Here is a 19595-nt window from a genome sequence, read left to right as displayed (position 1 = left end):
AAATAAAGGGTTTTAAAATTTGATAACTCCTATACTTATCATCACTATTATGATAAAAAAACAATAATAAGATATCTCAGTTTCATTTTTTGAAACTGGAAATTTTAAAATAGATAACTAAGCAATTTTTATGAAATTAAAATAATGATTGTTGTTTTACTGGGTTTTCATGATCGAGCAACCATTTTTTTCGCCATAATCCGCCTGCATATCCGGTAAGTGATCCATCGCTACCAATAACCCGATGGCAAGGTACAATGATCCACAATGGGTTTTTACCGTTGGCACTTGCTGCAGCTCGTATTGTTTTTGGATCTCCAAGCTTCTTGGCAATATCAAGATAGGATACGGTTTTTCCAAAAGGAATTTTGAGTAATTCGGCCCAAACTTTTTTCTGAAAATCAGTTCCTGACGGGTTCAAAGTAAGCTCAAAATCGGTACGCTGACCATCAAAATATTCTTTGAGTTGTAAGACTGCATTTTGTAAATGTAAAGGAATAGTTTTTGAAGGAGTATTAGTAGCCTCTTTAGTAACAGAAACGCTTGCAATACCATCTTCATCTCCTGATATAGTGGCGATCCCTAAAGGGGTTTCTACATATACCTCATCCATTATTCTTCTTTTTTGTCATCCAAAATCCCAAGTCGCCTTGCGCGATTTTCCCAATTTTTTCGAGCTAGAATTTGCATATCAGTTTCGGTATCACTTTCATCTACTATCTCCAGACCTAATAATGTCTCTATAACATCTTCCATAGTTACCAGTCCACTTATAGAACCATACTCATCAACTACCAAAGCTAAATGGTTTTTGGTTTGAATCAGTTCATTAAACAAATCAGGTATTGGCAAATTTCTTGTCGTAAAAAGTATAGGCCTTTTTATTTCTCCAATCTTTTTATGCCCATTCTGATTTGCCATTTCTTTAAAAATATCATCCTTTAATACCTGACCGGTTATATTGTCTGCATTCTCTTTATAGACAGGTATTCTAGAAAAACGAAGATTTTGATTTTCATTAAAAAACTCTTCAAGTGTTGTATCTTCTGAAGCGATTTTCATTACTGTTCTGGGAGTCATCACGTCTTTAGTAAAAACTTCTTTGAAAGATAATAAGTTTTTAATCACCTTAGATTCAGACTCTTCAAAAACGCCCTCCTCATGAGCAATATCTGCCATCGCAGAAAAATCCTCTCTACTCAACACAGATCCATGATGACCTTTGCCTCCTATCAATTTGGTTGTAAGGCGTAATATCCATAGGATACCTGTATATTTTAAAGGTGCTATTAAAATCACAAGTGCTTTGGATGTAAAATTTGCCAATTGTTTCCAAAAGGTTGCTCCAATTGTTTTGGGAATAATTTCTGACAATACGAGAATTAACAGCGTCATAATTGTAGATACAATACCCACCATATTAACACCAAGGATTTCAAGTTTATACGGTAATTGCTCTGCTTGCACACCCACCAGAATTGCACCTACAGTGTGAGCAATTGTATTTAATGTAAGGATTGCAATCAGAGGTTGGTCTACATCTTTTTTTAAGTTTTCTAATGTGGTTGCATATGCTTTGCCCTCTTTTTTCTTGACATTGATAAAAGTTGGAGTCACACTAAGCAAAACTGCTTCTAGTATCGAACATAAAAACGAAAAGAAAATAGAAAGTACGGCGTAAATAATTAATAGAGTCATTGTATTTTAAGTATGGTACTAAAGTACGGAATTTGAAATGTTTTTTTTAATTAAAACTACTACATAAATATTGCTTTATACACCGAAATATTAACAGTAATCTAAAAAGACACTTATGCAATATGGATTTTGATGTAGATCATAGTGTTAAATAATTACCACCCTACATATCGAGGTGGTTCAATATTGTTTAAATTGAGGTAAACAATAAGTTGCCCACGGTGATGGGTAACATGGTCTTGTAATAAATTAAGAATTTGAAGTTTTGATTTTCGCCCTGCAAAAAAATCAACCTCAAACTTCAAGTCCTCTTCATCGGTTTCCTTAATATACGTATCTACTTTATCAAATGCTTTAGTAAGCAAAGTGATGATTTCGGTTTTGGTTTCGGGAAGGTTTTCTTTTAGTTTTTCTCGATCAAATTCTTTTGAAGAAAAATATGTCGTTCCTAACCAGAGCATATTTCCACGAATGTGAAATAATTGTTCCTTAAAACTCATTTCTCGTTCTGTAGGTTTAAATCCAAATTTATCTTCTGGCATCTGCTCTGCAATTTTTAAAAGATAATCTTTAGAGTTTTTCCATTTCTCGAGAAAAGCATTTTTTGGGGTGTCTTGCTGCGCCATAATTGTACCCGAAATCAAAAAAATAAGTACTAAGAGTCTGTATATCATTCTGCTTTACTGGTCTTTACTTCGGTCATATACACTTCTACAGCTTTAAGCTCTTCTTCTGTAAATGTTTTGATAATCGCAAAATTGGTTTTCATTACAGTAAAGGTTTCTGGATCTACAATAGGATCTGCTTCTTGTTTCAAAAATGAAATCAGGTCTTTATTTTGATCTTTGTAAACCTTCATAATCTCAATAACTCCAGGGCCGATAGATTTTTTATCAATTTTATGGCAAGTATAACATTTTCCTTTACCGTTAAATATCTTTTTCCCTAAATCATATGGAGAGAGTTTTTCTTTCTTGGTTCCTATATTAATGTTAGAGTTTTCCTTTTTTTCAGATTGGCAGCTTGCACACAACAAAACTGTTGCCATAAGGAATAAAACTATTTTTTGCATATAAATAATGAATAGTATTATTAGTCTCTAATTGGAAATATATCATTATTAGATTAGTTTCTTTCTAACCAGAGACTATTTATATTTTTCTTTGATTTTTTCGATATCTTTTTTAAAACGTTCTAGCAAATCCCTAGAGAAATTGGTAATCATTTTTTCTTCCTTAGGATTCATCCCTTCACTAGCATCTGCAATTTTGGCTAATGCATACATCATAAATTCATATTCTTGATCAGGACCGTTATCAGAAAACACTTCGATAATCTTTTTATATAAGGTTTCGACATCATTTTGATTTTCGTTTTCATAATCAAAAGACCACTTGATTTCTTTTGCTTTGGGATGTCCTTTTAAAATATCTTCAAGTGTTTCGACCTCTTTTTTTTGTATCACCCCATCACTCATTGCAATTACATATAGTAACTCTCCAAATGTCTGATATATCCTATCTCTGCTGACCATAAACTTATGATTTTATTAAATTCTATTGTTAAACTAAGATTTTTAGCGTCACTAATACATAAACTTTCTTAATTAAAAGATACTTATATCAATTTAATTATTGTCTTTTTATCATTGCAGATCTTAGTCAGGTTACAAAATTAACTCAAAAGCTTAACCACATCTTTAGCAAAATAGCTTGCAATAATTTGTGCTCCTGCTCTTTTAAAAGCCATTATTTGCTCTAACATTACAGCATCATGATCTAACCATCCTTTTTCTGCAGCTGCTTTTATCATCGCATACTCACCACTTACCTGGTATACGGCAACAGGCACATCTACCGCATCTCTAATATCTCTTACGATATCAAGATAACACAATCCAGGTTTTACCATTACTATATCTGCTCCTTCTTCGATATCTATGAGCGTTTCTTTAATTGCTTCATCACGATTAGCAAAGTCCATCTGGTATGTTTTTTTATCTCCAAATCCTGGAGCAGAATCCAAAGCATCTCTAAAGGGCCCATAAAAAGCAGAAGCATACTTGGCACTATAGCTCATGATACCAGTATTTTTATAGTTTTCTTTTTCGAGCAGTTCCCGCATACTTAAAATTCGACCATCCATCATATCACTAGGCGCTACAAAATCAGCCCCTGCCTGCGCATGTGATAATGACATTTCTGCCAGAATTTTACAGGTTTCATCATTAATAATCTGGCCATCTTCTACAATACCATCATGGCCATATGATGAATACGGATCTAACGCTACATCGGTCATCACTAACATTTCGGGAACAGCTTCTTTAACAGTTTTTATTGCGCGTTGCATCAATCCATCAGAATTTAATGCTTCTGTACCTTTATTATCTTTAAGATGATCGGGTACTTTTACAAAAAGTAGTACCGATTTTAATCCCAACGACCATAGCTCTTTAACTTCGTTACCTAGTAAATCTAAACTATATCTATAGTAATCAGGCATAGAAGATATTTCTTCTTTTACACCTTTTCCTTCCACAATAAAAAGGGGAACCAAAAAATCATGGGGAGTTATTATGTTTTCTCTTACCAAAGAACGAATAGCATCATTTGTTCTTAGTCTTCTGTTTCTTCGAATTTGTTGCATTCTTAATTGTAAAAATTTAATCTCGTAAAGATACTCATATATCTATTACTAACCGATCATTAATAATTAGGTACCTAAAGGTAATTTTACTTAAAAATATATCAAATCATGTAACAAAATCTTAACAAAGATTACTAATATTGAAATGAATTCATCCTGGCTTTTTTTCTTTGTTATTAAGCAGAATAACCATAACACCCTAATAAAGAGGCTATAAAATAATTAAGTAGCAAAGTGATAAATTTGCAATAAATAGAACAGGACAGAAAGAGTTTAATAATTTAACTGGCAAATTTGTAAATATGCTTACCATAAAGAATCTTAATAAAACGTATCCCAATGGGACACAAGCATTAAATGATGTTAATCTCACTTTGGCGAAGGGAATGTTTGGCCTATTAGGTCCCAATGGCGCAGGAAAATCAACATTGATGAGGACCATTGCAACATTACAACTAGCAGATTCGGGAACGATTGATTTTGATGGAATTGATGTTTTTAAACAACCGGGGGAATTAAGAAAAGTATTAGGATATCTACCTCAGGATTTTGGAGTATACCCAAAGGTTTCTGCAGAAATGATGCTTAATCATATCGCAAAAGTAAAAGGTATTACCAATAGCCAGGAACGTAAAGGTTATGTTGCAGATTTATTAAACAAAGTAAATCTATATAAGTTTAGAAATCGCAATTTGGGTGATTTTTCGGGAGGAATGAGACAGCGTTTTGGTATAGCTCAAGCCCTTTTAGGGAATCCTAAACTAATTATTGTTGATGAACCTACAGCGGGACTGGATCCCCTGGAACGTAACCGTTTTCATAACCTATTAAGTGAGTTAGGTGAGAATGCTGTTGTTATTTTAAGTACGCATATTGTAGACGATGTCACCAATCTATGTCAAAACATGGCTGTATTTAATGAAGGTAAAATCCTGGTACAAGGTAATCCTCAAACATTGTCTGACACTCTAAATGGAAAAGTATATAGAAAACATATCGACAAATCTGAATTAGAAGTTTTTGAAAACGAATTTACTGTGCTATCGAATTACCTAAGAGGCGGGCAATTTTATGTAAACGTATATAGTGATGCTAATCCGGGAGAAGGATTTGAAGCGGTAAATAATGACTTAGAAGATTTCTATTTCTACTGTATTAACAGAAAAGAACAGGAGGCAATGATATGATAGAAATATTCTTATTCGAATTAAAGTATCGTTTAAAACGACCTGCCACCTGGATATATGTTGCTCTGGGATTTACGATAGCTGTTTTAATGTCTGTTTTCGAAAAATCGGTAACTGCTCAATTTGTCAATAGTCCCAATACGATAGCAGAAATCATTGGGCCTATATCGGTTATCTGTATTTTCTTTTATGCTGCGATTATGGGGGTTCCCATTTTTAGAGATAAAGATCACAAAACAGCACAAACGTATTTTACGTTTCCGATTACTCAAAAATCATATGTATTAGGTCGGTTTTTAGGCAGCTATGCTATGGTTACTTTACTCAATCTATCTATTGTATTAGGCACTATGATAGGGTTTGGCTTCGGTGAGTATCTGGCACGTGCCGATTACGGAAATTATACCGATTTTAACCTGTCGTCATATCTTTTACCTTTCATATTCTTATTACAGATCAATGCATTAGTAATTGGCTCTTTGTTTTTTTGCTTAATGGCCTTTTTTAAGAAAATGCCTATTATCTATCTAGGCGGAATTTGCTTGTTTTTGTTATATAGTATTTCGGGAGATTTTGTATCCAGTCTCGACAACCAATGGTTAACTCCTTATCTAGATCCTTTTGGAAACAGAGCTTTTACTTTTGTTAAGAAATACTGGTCAATTAATGAACTGAATACAAACCAACTACCAATATATGGTAGCTTTTTATTAAATAGAATGTTCTGGTTAGCCATAGGCTTACTATTCTTTCTTATTACCCTTTTTAGATTTGACTATAAGAAATTTTTACTTTCTGGTAAAAAAAGTAGTAAAACAGAGAACAGTGAGTATACACCTTCATTAATTGCTTCGGTAAAACAAACTTTTACTAAAAAAACAGAATGGAATAATCTTTTTTCTCTTAGTAAAATTGAATTTCTATCTATTTTTAAAAGCCCAATTTTTATCATACTGCTCATTATAGGAATTATCTTTTCTATATTCAGTATTTATAATCTTAATGAAAAATATGGCACTCCTAATTTACCATTAACCCGATATGTGGTAACTTATATTAATGGAGTTATTTCTTTCTTTTCTATTATAATATTAGTGATCTATTCTGGTGAAGCTGTGCACAGGACAAGAAAAAATAAAACCTTTGTTTTTTATGATGCCTTACCTATTAGTGATTCTAGTTTATATTTTTCAAAAATAATATCGCTTATTGGGATAGCTCTTGTTCTTACCATTGCAAACATTATCATTGGTATTTTGTTCCAAACCTTTAATGGATATTTTCAATATGACCTGGGCATGTATTTTATCTATAATTTTGCTCTGGTATTTCCTGGTTTTTTAATGACTATACTACTCTCTTTCTTTGTTCATGTACTAGTGAATAATAAGTTTCTGGGGCATTTTATCGTTATCTTAATTTATTTTGGATTACCACTTCTGGTGGCACTTGCTTTTAAAAGTACGAATCCAATGTATATGTTTACTGGCACTACACCTGTTTTTTTAAGCGATCTTAATGGTTTTGGTCATTATCTTACAGGAATAACCTGGTTAAATACCTACTGGATCTTATGTACTGCTATTTTAATGATCATAGGAAAAGTATTTTGGACCCGTGGTTTTTTTGCTACTGCCAAAGAACGGTTATCATTGGCAAAACAAAGATTCACTCCCAAAACCATAGGAGTATTTACAGTTATCGTATTAGCCTTTATATCTGTTGCCGGCTACAGCTATTATAATCTTAAAATACTTAATACGATGGTCGACGGGAACCATTCTGAAAAAATAGATGCCGATGCAGAAAAAAAATATGCAAAATATATTGGTCAGGCTCATCCACAAGTAACCGATCTAAAAGCATATATCGATATTTTTCCAGAAAAACGTAATATAAAAGCAAAAGGAGACTTTAAAATCATAAACAATTATGATACTCCTATAGACACCTTATTACTCGAAGTACAATACCCTGGTGCACATACCAATTTACAAAAAGTGATTTATAATGGTAGTCCCCTTACACCAGTAGTTACAGATTCTGTATACAGAATGTACTTTTATAAGCTTCCTAAAGCAATGCAGCCTAATGAGAAAGCTGATCTTACCATAGAAGTGTTTTCAGAAACCAAAGGCTTCTCCAATCATTTAGAATCCGAAGTATTGTATAATGGGTCTTTTCTTAATAATATTATATTCCCCAGGTTTCATTACGAACGAAACCTGGTCGAAAATGGAGTGCGTGTAAAACATGGGTTAAAAAAACTCGATTATCTATACCCTCCTCGAACGGACAGTCTGGCATTAAAGAAAAATCTGTTTAATGAAGATGCCAATTACATTAATTTTGAGGCGATACTTAGTACGTCTGCAAATCAGACTGCTCTCGCTCCTGGTAAATTGGTAAGACAATGGCAGGAAAACAACAGAGCCTATTATCATTATGCTTTAGAGTCAAAGACCGATCTGTTTTTTAATGTAGTATCTGCGAGATATGATGTAGAAAAATCCAGTTGGACTGCACCAAGTGGAAAAAAAGTAAATATCGAGATTTACCACTCTCCAAAACACAAACGCAATCTGGAGCATTTTATCAAAGGGGTTAAGGTAGCTTTAGACTACTGCTCAACTAATTTTTATGAATATCCCAACTCGGTGATCAGAATAGTAGAATTTCCTGCGCATTCGACTTTTGCACAATCTTTTGTAACTACTATTCCTTATTCTGAAGATTTTGGGTTTGCTGCTAATTTTGATAAGGCCGAAGATTTTAACTATGCATTTAGAGTTACCACTCACGAGGTAGCACACCAATGGTGGGGTCACCTCGTTACTCCCAGTAAAACATCTGGTGCCAATATTATTTCTGAGACTTTGGCAGAATATTCCTCGCTTATGACTATGAAACATGAATATGGTGAAAACGGAATCAAAAACTTTCTTAAATATTCTTTAGATCGGTATTTACAAAGTAGAGCTTTTAGTTTTAAACCAGAACGATCTCTAATAAATGTAGAAACGGGGCCACATATCTGGTATGAAAAAGGATCTATGGTGATGTACGAGCTTCAGGATCTTCTTGGTGAAGACAACGTGAATGAAGCTCTTAAAGGTTTTCTTAATGAGTATAGAGAATATAAAAAAGGAGTTTATCCTACTTCAGAAAATCTATATGATGCCATTTATAAAATAGCTCCAGATTCTTTAAAATACGCTGTAGAAGATGGGTTTACAAAAATAGTACTTTATGAAAATCGTGTTACTAGCGCTAAGACCAAAGCACTGGATAACGGCACGTATGAAACCACTTTTACAGTAGATTCAAAAAAAATCTATTATGATGATACGGGCAAAGAAGAACGTACCGATGACACCACTAATTATATCGAGGTTGGATTATTTGGCGAAGATAGTATTGACGAACAGGAAATACCTCTTAAAACCCCGTATTATTTAGAAAGAAAATGGTTGCGACCCGGCGAAAATACGTTTACTATTGTTACCGATAAAAAACCGGTAAAAGCAGGTATTGACCCTTATAATAAATTAATCGACAGAAATTCTGGAGATAACTTAAGGCCGATAGAAGAAGAGTAATCTTTATCTATCTGCTCATTTAAAATCACGATCTGGAAGCGCTGTCTTGATCGTGATTTTTTATTTGAGGCACCTCTTGCTATATTTTTAAATAAAAAAAATGATGCAGTAAATACTGCATCATTTTTGTGTTTACTCCAAGTCCTCCCTTTGACTTTACAATTTTGACATCATAAATTTACGGTAAAACCGTAAATTATGCAAATTAAGCTTATCATTTTTTTAAGAAATATAGTATTCAGGATCTAAAGATGATTAATATAACCCTTACTATACAGGCTTTTAGGGCAATGCAACAAATATCTCCACTTAAGAGTATATTTCAATACTTAAAAAAATCACAATCAAGATACTAGTATCTTGATTGTGATTTTTTTAATTTGTAAATTCCTTTGTAACAAATGGTTCTTGTTTCAGTCTTCCTTTTGTTGGATGTATCAGGCAACTTTATACACCAACATAGCGTCTTATATATAGGAACTTTATTGATCTAAATATCAAATTATGAACTATAATCAGGTAGTAGCAGCTTTACTTTTATTCTTATCCATAGGTACTATGGTAACCGCTCAAACCATTACTTCTAAGGTAGTGGACAAAAAAACTAACGAGCCCATCCCCTATGCCACCATACAACTATCAGAAAATCAAGGAGTGATCACTAACGAAGAAGGAAGATTTAGCCTAAATCTAAATGGTGATCTTGCCAAAATTGACTCTATTTATATTTCCTCTATGGGGTATGAAAAAGTAGGTGTATCGGTAAAGAATGTAACCGATAGTATCATTTATATTCAACCTAAAGCAATAGAGTTAAAAGGTGTTTTTATTTCAAATAAAAATCTAACCGTAGACGAAATTATTGATAATGTTAAAGAACGAGTAGATCAAAATTATAATTTTGGGTTATCTAAAAGACGATTGTTTTTTAGAGAATCCGAGTTTAATACCGTAAAAAAGTTCGATGTCAAATTTAAAAAATCTACGATCAAAGAGCTTAATAAAAAATTGATCGATAGTGTAACCTCTATTCTTCCCAAAAGAGCAGAATATTACACCGAAATTTTATGCGATCTGTATGGCAATTTCGATAAGAGGAAACTTCATATTATAAAGGCCGCAGAACTCTATGATAAAAATAATAGAGTGTCTATGGAAGCTGTAGCCGAACGTATGGAAACTATATTTAAGAAAAATGTAAAACCCAATTCTTACCTTAAAATAAAATCTGGTCTGTTTGGCACCAAGGTACAGGTAGATTCTTTGCTAGAAAATACCGAAGAAGCGTCGGTTGTTAAAGATGAAATAGATAATCAAAAGAAAAAAGACGACAAGAGTGAATTTTTAACACATCGAAAATCTGGATTAGAAAGTTTGATGTCGAGCCTTTTCTTTAACGAAGATGTGATGTCTAATTTTTTAAACAAATCAGGCAGATATAATTTTGAACTTATCGATTACACCTATATGGATGATAATAGTGTATATATTATTAATTTTTCACCAAAATGGAGAGCAGATTTTAAAGGTACATTATATGTTAACACTGAAGATTTTGCTATTGTTAGAGCCGATTATGAAAATGTAAAAAATCTTAAAAGTTTTAAACTTCTGGGAGTTATGTTTCAGGATAATTTATATCGTAATAAAGTGATTTTTTCTAAAGGACAAAACAACAAATACGACCTGAAATATCTTGAAATGCGTAGAGGAAATCGTTTTGGTTTTGACCGTCCTCTAAAAGTGATCGAGAAAAATAAACATGTAAAAGGAAGACGTAAACAAAATGAGCTGTCTCTAGCACTCGATGTGATCATGGCAAATGTAAGTAAGTTCGAGATTGTTGTTTTTGACTCTAGCCCATTATCCGAAGCTGATTACAAGGCCAGCACCGAAAACAAGGGTATTAAACCACAATACCTATCCAGGTACAATCCAGAATTCTGGAAAGGATACAACATCATAGAACCAAATTCTGCTATAAAACAATTTACAGTTGCTCCTGATGCCGATACAGAAGCAGGACAAGAATAATATATCATATAATATTGTATGTCATTCTAGCCCTTTAGACTTACCCCGTTAAAATTACAAACCTCACAGGTCTTAGAGATCTGTGAAGTCTGATCAAAATAAAATATTTACTCAATTTTACCATCTAATAAATTGATGACTCGAGAACCATATGCCATATTTTTTTCTGAGTGAGTTACCTGTATAATCGTCACCCCATCTTTATTTAATTGCGTAAAAATTTCCATGATTTCTTCTCCTTGCTTAGAATTAAGATTCCCGGTAGGTTCATCGGCAAGGATTAGTTTTGGACTAGCAATAAGTGCTCTGGCAACACCTACCAATTGTTGTTGTCCTCCACTTAACTGAGATGGAAAAAGATCTTTCTTTCCCACAATATTAAAGCGATCCAACATATCTGCCACCAAAGATTTTCTTTCTGAAGCACTGTGTTTTTTATATAATAATGGCATCTCAAGGTTTTCTTTTACCGTTAATTCATCGATCAGATGATAGGCCTGAAATACAAATCCTATATATTGCTTATATAGATTCGCGCGGTGTTTTTCTTTAAGTGAATGTACTTTTTCTTCCAGAAATGTATATTCTCCTTCATTAAAATCATCAAGCATCCCGATGATATTGAGCAAAGTAGATTTTCCTGAACCAGAAGGCCCCATAATTGAGATAAAATCTCCTTCGTTCACCCAAAAATTAATGTCTTTTAGTAAGAACACCTTTTGTCCTCCTGAGTGTACCCACTTTGATATATTTTTTAGTTGTAATAACATGTTTTATTTTTTTAGTTGTTTATGATATTTTAATCTGGATTTAAAATAGGATATCTAAAAAGTCCTGCTTTTCGTTTCTACAAAGTACAAAGTAATCTGTGTTTTTTAAGAATCAGGCGTTAGAATACTTTGCGCTGTCTATCATGTTTTATTGTTCTTTTTAGATACCCAGGTTTGAAATAGTTTTAATTTTTAATTTTTAAAATAGTCCTTGCTCCAGACCTCACAGGTCTCAAAGACCTGTGAGGTTTGAAATAATTTTATTCTGCCCTTAAATTTTTTACAGGATTTGTTGATGCTGCTTTAATGGTTTGAAAACTTACTGTTACTAATGTAATTACAAATGCGCTTATCGCTGCTACTATAAACACCCAACTATCTATTGGGGTTCTATACGCAAAATCTTTAAGCCACTCATCTACCAAAAAGTATGCGATAGGTGAAGCAAGAATAATAGAAATAAGAACCAGTTTTGTAAATTCTGAAGAGAACAAAAAAGCTAATTCTGATACCTTGGCACCCAGTACTTTTCTAATACTTAATTCTTTGATACGTTGCTCTGCCGTAAAAGCAGCCAGGCCAAACAACCCAAGACATGCTATAAGCAAAGCCATAATGGTAAATATACTAAGTATTACTCCCATTCTTTGTTCTGACACAAAAGTGTTTTCAAAATCCTGATCCATAAAACTATATTCAAACGGAACCGAAGGATCTATTTGTGCAATATCATTTTTAACTCTATCAATCAATGTTTGAAGTTCACCAGGGTTTTTAACCACTGCAGGATTAAGTTTCATCGAATAATAAGATAAACCTGCACCATAATCCCAAACCTTATCATTTTGATGATGAATGATGACCAATGGTGCTATTTCTTGTTGTACGCTATTAATATTAAAATCTTTAACTACGCCCATCACTTCAAATTCATCTTCACTTCCAGAGGCTAAAGCCAGTATTTTTCCTATAGGAGAATCTGCATTATAAGATTCTTGATTACCCCACCCCAGGGTTTTAACTGCTTTTTCATTTAATATCACTTTATATTTATCATTGGGTCTTGACGAATCAAAATTTCTTCCGGCAACAAATTCTACTCCCAATACATCAAGATAATCTTCTTCTGTTCTTACATTTCTAAGTTGAACCACCTGGTCATTAGCACCCAGTGTTTTGTATCGATCTCCAGACCATATATTTGGTGGTAGCCCAAATGATTTTCCAACTTTTGAGAAAGCAGGATTTGACGAAAGTTTTGTCTTAAGTGCTTCAGTATCAAAACCGATTTGCTCGATATTATGAATTTGTAGAATATTATCTTTTTCGAATCCTAGATCTAACGAAGAAGTATATACCAATTGCTTTTGTACAAATAAGGTACAAATTACCAGAGCAATAGAAATAGTAAACTGAAAGACAACTAATCCATTTCTAATTCCTTTTCCTTTAAATTTTGTGCTTATTTTTCCCTTAAGGGTTTCTATAGGTTGAAACATTGAAAGGTAAAACGCAGGGTAGCTTCCAGAAATTAAACCTAATCCTAATACAAACAATAGCACAATTGCTAGAAATATTGGGTTTCCTAAATATGGAATCAGTTCGAGCTTTACATCTGCAATTGTACTAAATATGCCCAAAGAAAGTTGTACGAATATCAAGGCAAAAACAGTCCCTATCAAAACAAAGAGTGTAGATTCTATAACGAACTGTTTGATTAATGCTTTTCGTTTGGATCCCAAAACTTTCCTCACTCCTATTTCTTTTGCTCTCTTTGATGATCTTGCGGTAGAGAGGTTCATGAAATTGATACTGGATAATATAAGTACCAGTACACCTATTGCTCCGAATATTTTAACAAACATTGGATTTCCAGTTGGTCCAAAGGAGTGAATGGCAGGAGCTTCAGATAAGTATATTTCTCTAAGAGGTTGCAGGTATAGTGTCCAATCATGTCCTGCTGTAAATTCTTTAAATGTTTGATTAAAAATACGTTCTGTTGTAGGTGGCGCCCATTTTGGGGGAATAGCCTGAATTTTTTTGGTAAATGCTGCTATATCGGTTCCTTCTTTCACTAATCCATAGGTCGAAAATGCTGTCCAAATCCATTTCCAACCGTTTCTTTGCATCATTTCAGAATAACTTTTTAAGGAAACCAACATATCAAATTGAATATGTGATTTATAAGGAACATCGGCAAGTACTCCTTTTACTGTATAGGTTTTCCATGAGTTATCATAATCTTTTACTTCTACTGTTTTTCCTATTGGGTTTTCTGTACCAAAATAACGTTCTGCCGTTTTTTTTGTCATCACCATACTCATAGGTTCACTAAGTGCTGTATTAGAATCGCCTTGTAAAAATTTAAAAGAAAACACATCAAAAAAGTTTTCTTCGACAGCAAAATATTGCTCTTCGCTATATAAACTTGCCTCTTCGTTATAATTAGATTTTACAATCTGTGTACCGGTCCTTAAAAGTCTTGTTACTTCTTCAAACTCTGGGGCATCTTCTCGTAATGCAATAGCTACATTAGGTCCTGTATTAGAGGCTATTTCATTCCAATCGTCCCAAATATTAGGCTGATTAACTCTATAAATACGATCTGCCTTGTCATGAAAAGTATCATAAGTCATTTCACTATGGATATATAATCCAATAATAAAGCATGTTCCTATCCCAATACTAAGCCCAAGTATATTGAGAATAGTAAATTGTTTTTGTCGAAGAGCATTTCTCCATGCTATTTTGATATAATTTTTAAACATAACTTTTTGTTTTTTGATATTGTGATTCTCCTTATTCTTCTTTTAATCCATTTACAGGGTTTTTATTTGCCGCACCTATTGCTTGTGATCCAACAGTAAGCAAGGCAACAAATAAAGCCATACAACCAGCACCTATAAAATACCATCCTTTTAAAGGAATTCTATATGCAAAACCTGAAAGCCAATTACTCCCCAGTAGATATGCTACTGGGACTGCAATACCTATTGCTATCAAAACTAACTTTGTAAACTCCATAGATAACATCATAGTAATCTGGGAAGCGCTTTGTCCTAATACTTTTCTAACACTAATCTCTTTTCGTCTTCGCTCTGTCATATACCTAGCCAAACCAAACAGACCTAAACAGGAGATTAAAATGGCTAAACCAGCAAAATATTTTGATAAGGAAGCTACCCGTTGTTCTGCTGCATATTGCGCTTGAAAATCTGTATCTAAAAAATTATATTCAAATACATATCCAGGATTAAACTTAGCATAAGAATCTTTAAGTTTAGCTAAGGTTTCTTTTTCTGTTCCACCAGCAATTCGAACTACAAATTCTAAATTGGATCTATTATTATTTAATCTAAAAAACATAGGACGTACAACTTCTCGAAAAGATTGAAAGTGAAAATCATTTAAGATTCCAATAATACTATATTGTGTTGATCCGTAGCGTACCGTTTTTCCAATTGGATTTTTGATACCCATCATCTTTATGGCAGTTTCGTTAAATACTATTGCAGCACTGTCTGCGAGAAACTGTCTAGAAAATGATCTTCCTTCTTTAAGTTTCATATCCATTGTCTCTATAAAATCATGACCAATACGAAGTTCTTTAAAACGAGATCGACGCTCTTCTTCATTCCCTGTCCAAACTAATCCTCCGGTTGTATTAATATTTGTTCCTATGATATTTTGACTAGTCATGGCAGCATTGACTACGTTTGGGACCTCTTTTAATTCTTTTAAAAAAGCCTCTGCATTTTGTCTTAAATGGCCTTCTTGCTTAAAATAAACAACGTTATCCTTATCCATTCCTAGGTTTTTGGATTGTACATAAACCACTTGTTGAGAAACTAATAGGACTGCTATAATTAAAATAATCGATAATGAAAATTGAAATATCACTAAACCTTTTCTAACCCAAATTTCTCCCCATGAATTTTTTAATTGACCTCTTAAAATAGCTACTGGTTTAAAACGTGAAAGGTGTAATGCAGGATAACTTCCTGCCAATATTCCTGTAAAAAGAGCAATCAATAAGAATAAACCAAAAATCAAAGGGTCAAAACTTAAGGATAGTACTTTACCTGTAATTATATTAAATTGTGGGATAAAAAGAAATACTATTAAAAGTGCCAACAATAAAGAAATAAACGCAGTCATCACTGATTCTCCAAAATACTGTGTGATAAGTGTAGTTCTTTTGGAGCCTAATGCCCTTTTAACTCCTATTTCTTTTAAACGCCTTGATGCATTTGCCGTAGAAAGATTCATAAAATTGATACAGGCTATGATCAAAATAAATAATGCAATACATGAAAACAGGTATACATAATTCATCCGTCCAGAAACTTGCTGTCCATTTTCAAAATTACCGTAGAGATAATTAGATGAATATTTGGTCATTATAAGGTCTGCTGTAACATCTTCGTCCTGTAGCTTCGAGAAGTTTTCTATTTTAGCAGCAAATTCTTCTACATTTGTTTCTTCATTTAATAAAATATACGTTATCGGATTATTATTAACCCAATCATTTTTTCCGCCATTATGTATAATTCCTTTTTTATATGTAGCTAAGGGTAATATAAAATCGAACTGAGTTGTTGAATTAGCAGGGATATCTTTAAAAACACCGCTCACTTGATGTTTTTCTAACATGCCCATTGCATCCCATTCGATTACTTTTCCCACAACTCCATTTAGTGAACCAAAAAGTTGATTCGCCAGAGATTCTGAAATCACAATCGAATTCATCCCTTCAAGTACCTGATCTTTATCTCCTTCTATCAAAGGATAGGAAAATATATTGAAGTAGTCTTTGCCTGCAAATACACCATCAGTCTTTATAACTTTGTTATTTACATGAAGTGGTACTTTAGCAAATTGTGCAGGTATTGTTTGAGATACTGCATATTTTACCTCGGGTAATTTATCAGCCATTGTTTCTGCCAAAATACTTGGAGTCCAATTAAGAACTCTAGGACCTTCTTGGCTTTCAAACTTATTCCAAACCTGATACAGATACTCATCATTTTCATGAAATCTATCTACTTGAACCTCATCTAACACCCAAAGTGCAATCAAAAATACACAAGCCAATCCTGAAGACAATCCTATGATGTTAATCAAAAAAGTACTTTTATATTTTTTGATATTTCTAAGAAAGAGTATAAGGTTATGTCTTAACATAGTAGCTTTTTATTTATTCTGTTCTTAAACTTTTTATTGGATTAATTGATGCTGCTTTAATAATTTGAAAACTTACTGTTAATAAGGTTAATAGTAATGCTCCAATAATAGCAACACCATAAATCCACCATGAAATTTCCATTCTATAGTTATAATTTTGCAACCATTGTTCCATGAAATGATGGATAATAGGGATTCCTATCAAACAGGAAAGTAAAACAAGTACTATTGATCCGCTAGATAGGGTTTTCCAAATATTAAATTTAGAAGCACCTAATACTCTGCGAATACCTATTTGCTTAGTACGTCTTTCTACAGCAAAAGAAGTTAAACCAAATAAACCAAGGCAACTTATTAAAATAGCCAATAGTGTAAAAACACTAGCCAGGTTTCCTAAACGTTGTTCAGATCTAAACTTGAGGTTATAATCTTGATTCACAAAACGGTAATCAAAATTTGCAGAAGGGATTACTTTTGCAAACACTCTTTTAATCTCAGTAATAGCAGTATTTATATCAATATCAGATTTTAATTTTATATGCATAAAATTGACATTGCTATAACTAATGTAATAAATAGCAGGACTAGTGGGTTTATAAGGTGATTCCATAACCATATTTTTGGCAACTGCTATGATTTTTAGAGGTTCACTTTTCCCATAGGTAATATAGGTTCCTACGGGCTTCTTCAATTTCATATATTTTACAGCTGCTTCATTAACAATAAGGGCTGACGAATCAGTAGGCATTTCTCTAGAGAAATCCCTTCCTTCTATTAACTTCCATCCTACGGTTTTTCCATAATCATGGGTTATGGCCATAAGGCCAAACTCGTCTTCCATTTCTGGATCTTTGCCCGGCCAATTAAACCCTCCGCCTCTATTATATATAGCAGTCTGAGGAGAAAAAGATTGAGCGATTTCTTCAACTACTCCAGCATTTTTTAACTCATCACGAAGTAAATTATATTTTCCAAAATAATCAGGATTGTTCATATTTAAGTATATAAGATCATTCCCATCATACCCAATAGGCCTGTCTTTGGTAAACTGGATCTGTTCAAATACAATAAAAGTACCTACAGCAAGCATAATCGATATACTGAACTGGAATATTACCAAAACTTTTCTAGGAGTTTCTGCATACTTACCTATTCTAAAGGTTCCCTTGATTACTTTTATAGGGTTAAAAGAAGAAAGAATAAAAGCTGGGTAGATTCCAGAAAAAAGACCTGTAAACACTGTAAAAAACAATACGACACTCCAAAACAGTGCATTACCCCAAGGTATACTCATGTCTTTTTGAGAAAGCTCATTGAACCATGGTAACGAAACCGATATCAATATTAACGCAAATAATAGTGCAATAAAAGATACTATAAGGGACTCAATCAAAAATTGATAGACAAGCTGGTTTTTCTTGGATCCCATTGTTTTTCGTACGCCTACTTCTTTAGCTCTCTTATCTGAACGAGCTGTACTAAGGCTTATAAAGTTAATACAGGCAAGTAATAAGACAAATATTGCGATATAAATAAAAAGCCAGACAAAAGTAATACGCCCTTTTGCAGGTATACCTTGCTCAAATTCTGAATACAAATGCCATTTATTCATTGGGTATACAAATGGATAAAGGTTAGATTCTTTATAACTATCTACTAAATCATGCGGCCCATATTGGATATAAAAATTCTGTAAGCTTTTATTTACTTCTTCAATATCAACACCTGGCTTTAATTCTACATACATATTAAAATACCAACCATCCCATACATCTTTTACCCATTCAAATAATTTATCATTTGCTTCAAACAAATTCCAATTTGCAAAAAATTGTACATGACGAAATCTTGTGTTTTTTGGTAAATCTTCAAAGACACCTTTAACAACAGCATCCATCTCATTATTAATCTTTATACTTTTTCCTATAGGATTTTCTTGACCAAAAATGGCTAATGCAGCAGATTCTGACAAAACAATGGCATTCAATTCATCCAAGCTAGCATTCGTTCCCTTTATCATCTGTAATGAAAACATTTCTATAGCGCCACTCTCAATAAATGTTCCTGTTTTTGTAGAAATTTTTCCGTCGTTAGAAAGGGTATGATCTTTGACCCAATCTGACCTTAAAACGTATTTGAAATATTCTGGGTATTTTTCTTTTAAGACACTCCCAAATGTATATAACACAGAAGGATCAGTATTAATTTCATTAGTTTCAAAATTCGTCGTGTTATGATAAATCTGTCCTATCCGATCATAATTTTTATGATACTGATTAAAAGTAAAATCATCCAATACCCATAAACCAATTATAATAACGACTGTCATTCCTAAAGCTAGTCCACCAATATTTATGAAAGAAAACCATCCGTTTCTTTTTAGATTTCTCCACGTAATTTTGATATAGTTTCTAATCATGATTTTACTTTTTATATTATCCCTACTAGTTTTTAAAGACCCATAAGGACTTAAA

General features: G+C 33.0%; 13 protein-coding genes. 3 read left to right on the top strand and 10 right to left on the bottom strand.

Annotated features, from left to right (window positions below):
- Nucleotides 1-136: 136 nt before the first annotated feature.
- The 6 genes from NNL09_RS08995 to hemB all read right to left on the bottom strand — a co-directional run bounded on the left by NNL09_RS08995 (nt 137) and on the right by hemB (nt 4347).
- The gene (locus NNL09_RS08995) at nt 137-613 is read right to left on the bottom strand and encodes a methylated-DNA--[protein]-cysteine S-methyltransferase (protein ID WP_025665202.1); all 477 of its coding nucleotides are present in this window, start codon (nt 611-613) and stop codon (nt 137-139) included.
- A complete protein-coding gene (locus NNL09_RS08990) occupies nt 613-1698 on the bottom strand; it encodes a CNNM domain-containing protein (RefSeq protein ID WP_025665203.1) in 1086 nt (361 codons plus the stop codon). Before NNL09_RS08990 ends, NNL09_RS08995 begins: the two co-directional genes overlap by 1 nt.
- A gap of 155 nt (nt 1699-1853) precedes the next feature.
- Nucleotides 1854-2372: a DinB family protein gene (locus NNL09_RS08985; protein ID WP_231389207.1), complete on the bottom strand. Its 519-nt coding sequence runs from the start codon at nt 2370-2372 to the stop codon at nt 1854-1856.
- Complete coding sequence (locus NNL09_RS08980) at nt 2369-2770, bottom strand: c-type cytochrome (RefSeq protein ID WP_196910892.1); 402 nt, start codon at nt 2768-2770, stop codon at nt 2369-2371. Before NNL09_RS08980 ends, NNL09_RS08985 begins: the two co-directional genes overlap by 4 nt.
- 75 nt (nt 2771-2845) lie before the next feature.
- Entirely contained in the window at nt 2846-3232 is a 387-nt protein-coding gene (locus NNL09_RS08975) for a TerB family tellurite resistance protein (protein WP_025665206.1), read from the bottom strand.
- Nucleotides 3233-3372: 140 nt separating this feature from the next.
- Nucleotides 3373-4347, bottom strand: coding sequence for a porphobilinogen synthase (gene hemB / locus NNL09_RS08970; protein ID WP_025665207.1), 975 nt, complete (start codon nt 4345-4347; stop codon nt 3373-3375).
- A gap of 302 nt (nt 4348-4649) precedes the next feature.
- Here hemB and NNL09_RS08965 point away from each other — a divergent pair, with 302 nt between their 5' ends.
- The 3 genes from NNL09_RS08965 (at nt 4650) to NNL09_RS08955 (ending at nt 11167) form a co-directional block, all read left to right on the top strand.
- A complete protein-coding gene (locus NNL09_RS08965) occupies nt 4650-5534 on the top strand; it encodes an ABC transporter ATP-binding protein (protein ID WP_196910893.1) in 885 nt (294 codons plus the stop codon).
- A complete protein-coding gene (locus tag NNL09_RS08960; RefSeq protein ID WP_025665209.1) occupies nt 5531-9133 on the top strand; it encodes a M1 family aminopeptidase in 3603 nt (1200 codons plus the stop codon). The genes NNL09_RS08965 and NNL09_RS08960 overlap by 4 nt, the downstream gene beginning before the upstream one ends.
- 504 nt (nt 9134-9637) lie before the next feature.
- A complete protein-coding gene (locus tag NNL09_RS08955; RefSeq protein ID WP_025665210.1) occupies nt 9638-11167 on the top strand; it encodes a carboxypeptidase-like regulatory domain-containing protein in 1530 nt (509 codons plus the stop codon).
- A gap of 107 nt (nt 11168-11274) precedes the next feature.
- On the opposite strand, the gene NNL09_RS08950 is transcribed toward NNL09_RS08955, so the two are convergent.
- From NNL09_RS08950 to NNL09_RS08935, 4 genes are all read right to left on the bottom strand, one after another.
- On the bottom strand, nt 11275-11937 hold the full coding sequence (locus tag NNL09_RS08950; RefSeq protein ID WP_196910894.1) for an ABC transporter ATP-binding protein: 663 nt from the start codon (nt 11935-11937) through the stop codon (nt 11275-11277).
- Between the two features lie 260 nt (nt 11938-12197).
- A complete protein-coding gene (locus NNL09_RS08945; RefSeq protein ID WP_196910895.1) occupies nt 12198-14705 on the bottom strand; it encodes an ABC transporter permease in 2508 nt (835 codons plus the stop codon).
- A 31-nt stretch (nt 14706-14736) separates the two neighbouring features.
- Nucleotides 14737-17061: an ABC transporter permease gene (locus NNL09_RS08940; RefSeq protein ID WP_196910896.1), complete on the bottom strand. Its 2325-nt coding sequence runs from the start codon at nt 17059-17061 to the stop codon at nt 14737-14739.
- 73 nt (nt 17062-17134) lie between these two features.
- Entirely contained in the window at nt 17135-19540 is a 2406-nt protein-coding gene (locus tag NNL09_RS08935; protein WP_196910897.1) for an ABC transporter permease, read from the bottom strand.
- Nucleotides 19541-19595 lie beyond the last annotated feature (55 nt).

This window comes from Aquimarina sp. EL_43 (genome assembly GCF_943422735.1).
Classification (GTDB): domain Bacteria; phylum Bacteroidota; class Bacteroidia; order Flavobacteriales; family Flavobacteriaceae; genus Aquimarina; species Aquimarina megaterium.
The sequence above is the reverse complement of the archived record's forward strand: the minus strand, read 5'-3'. Positions and strand labels throughout refer to the sequence as shown.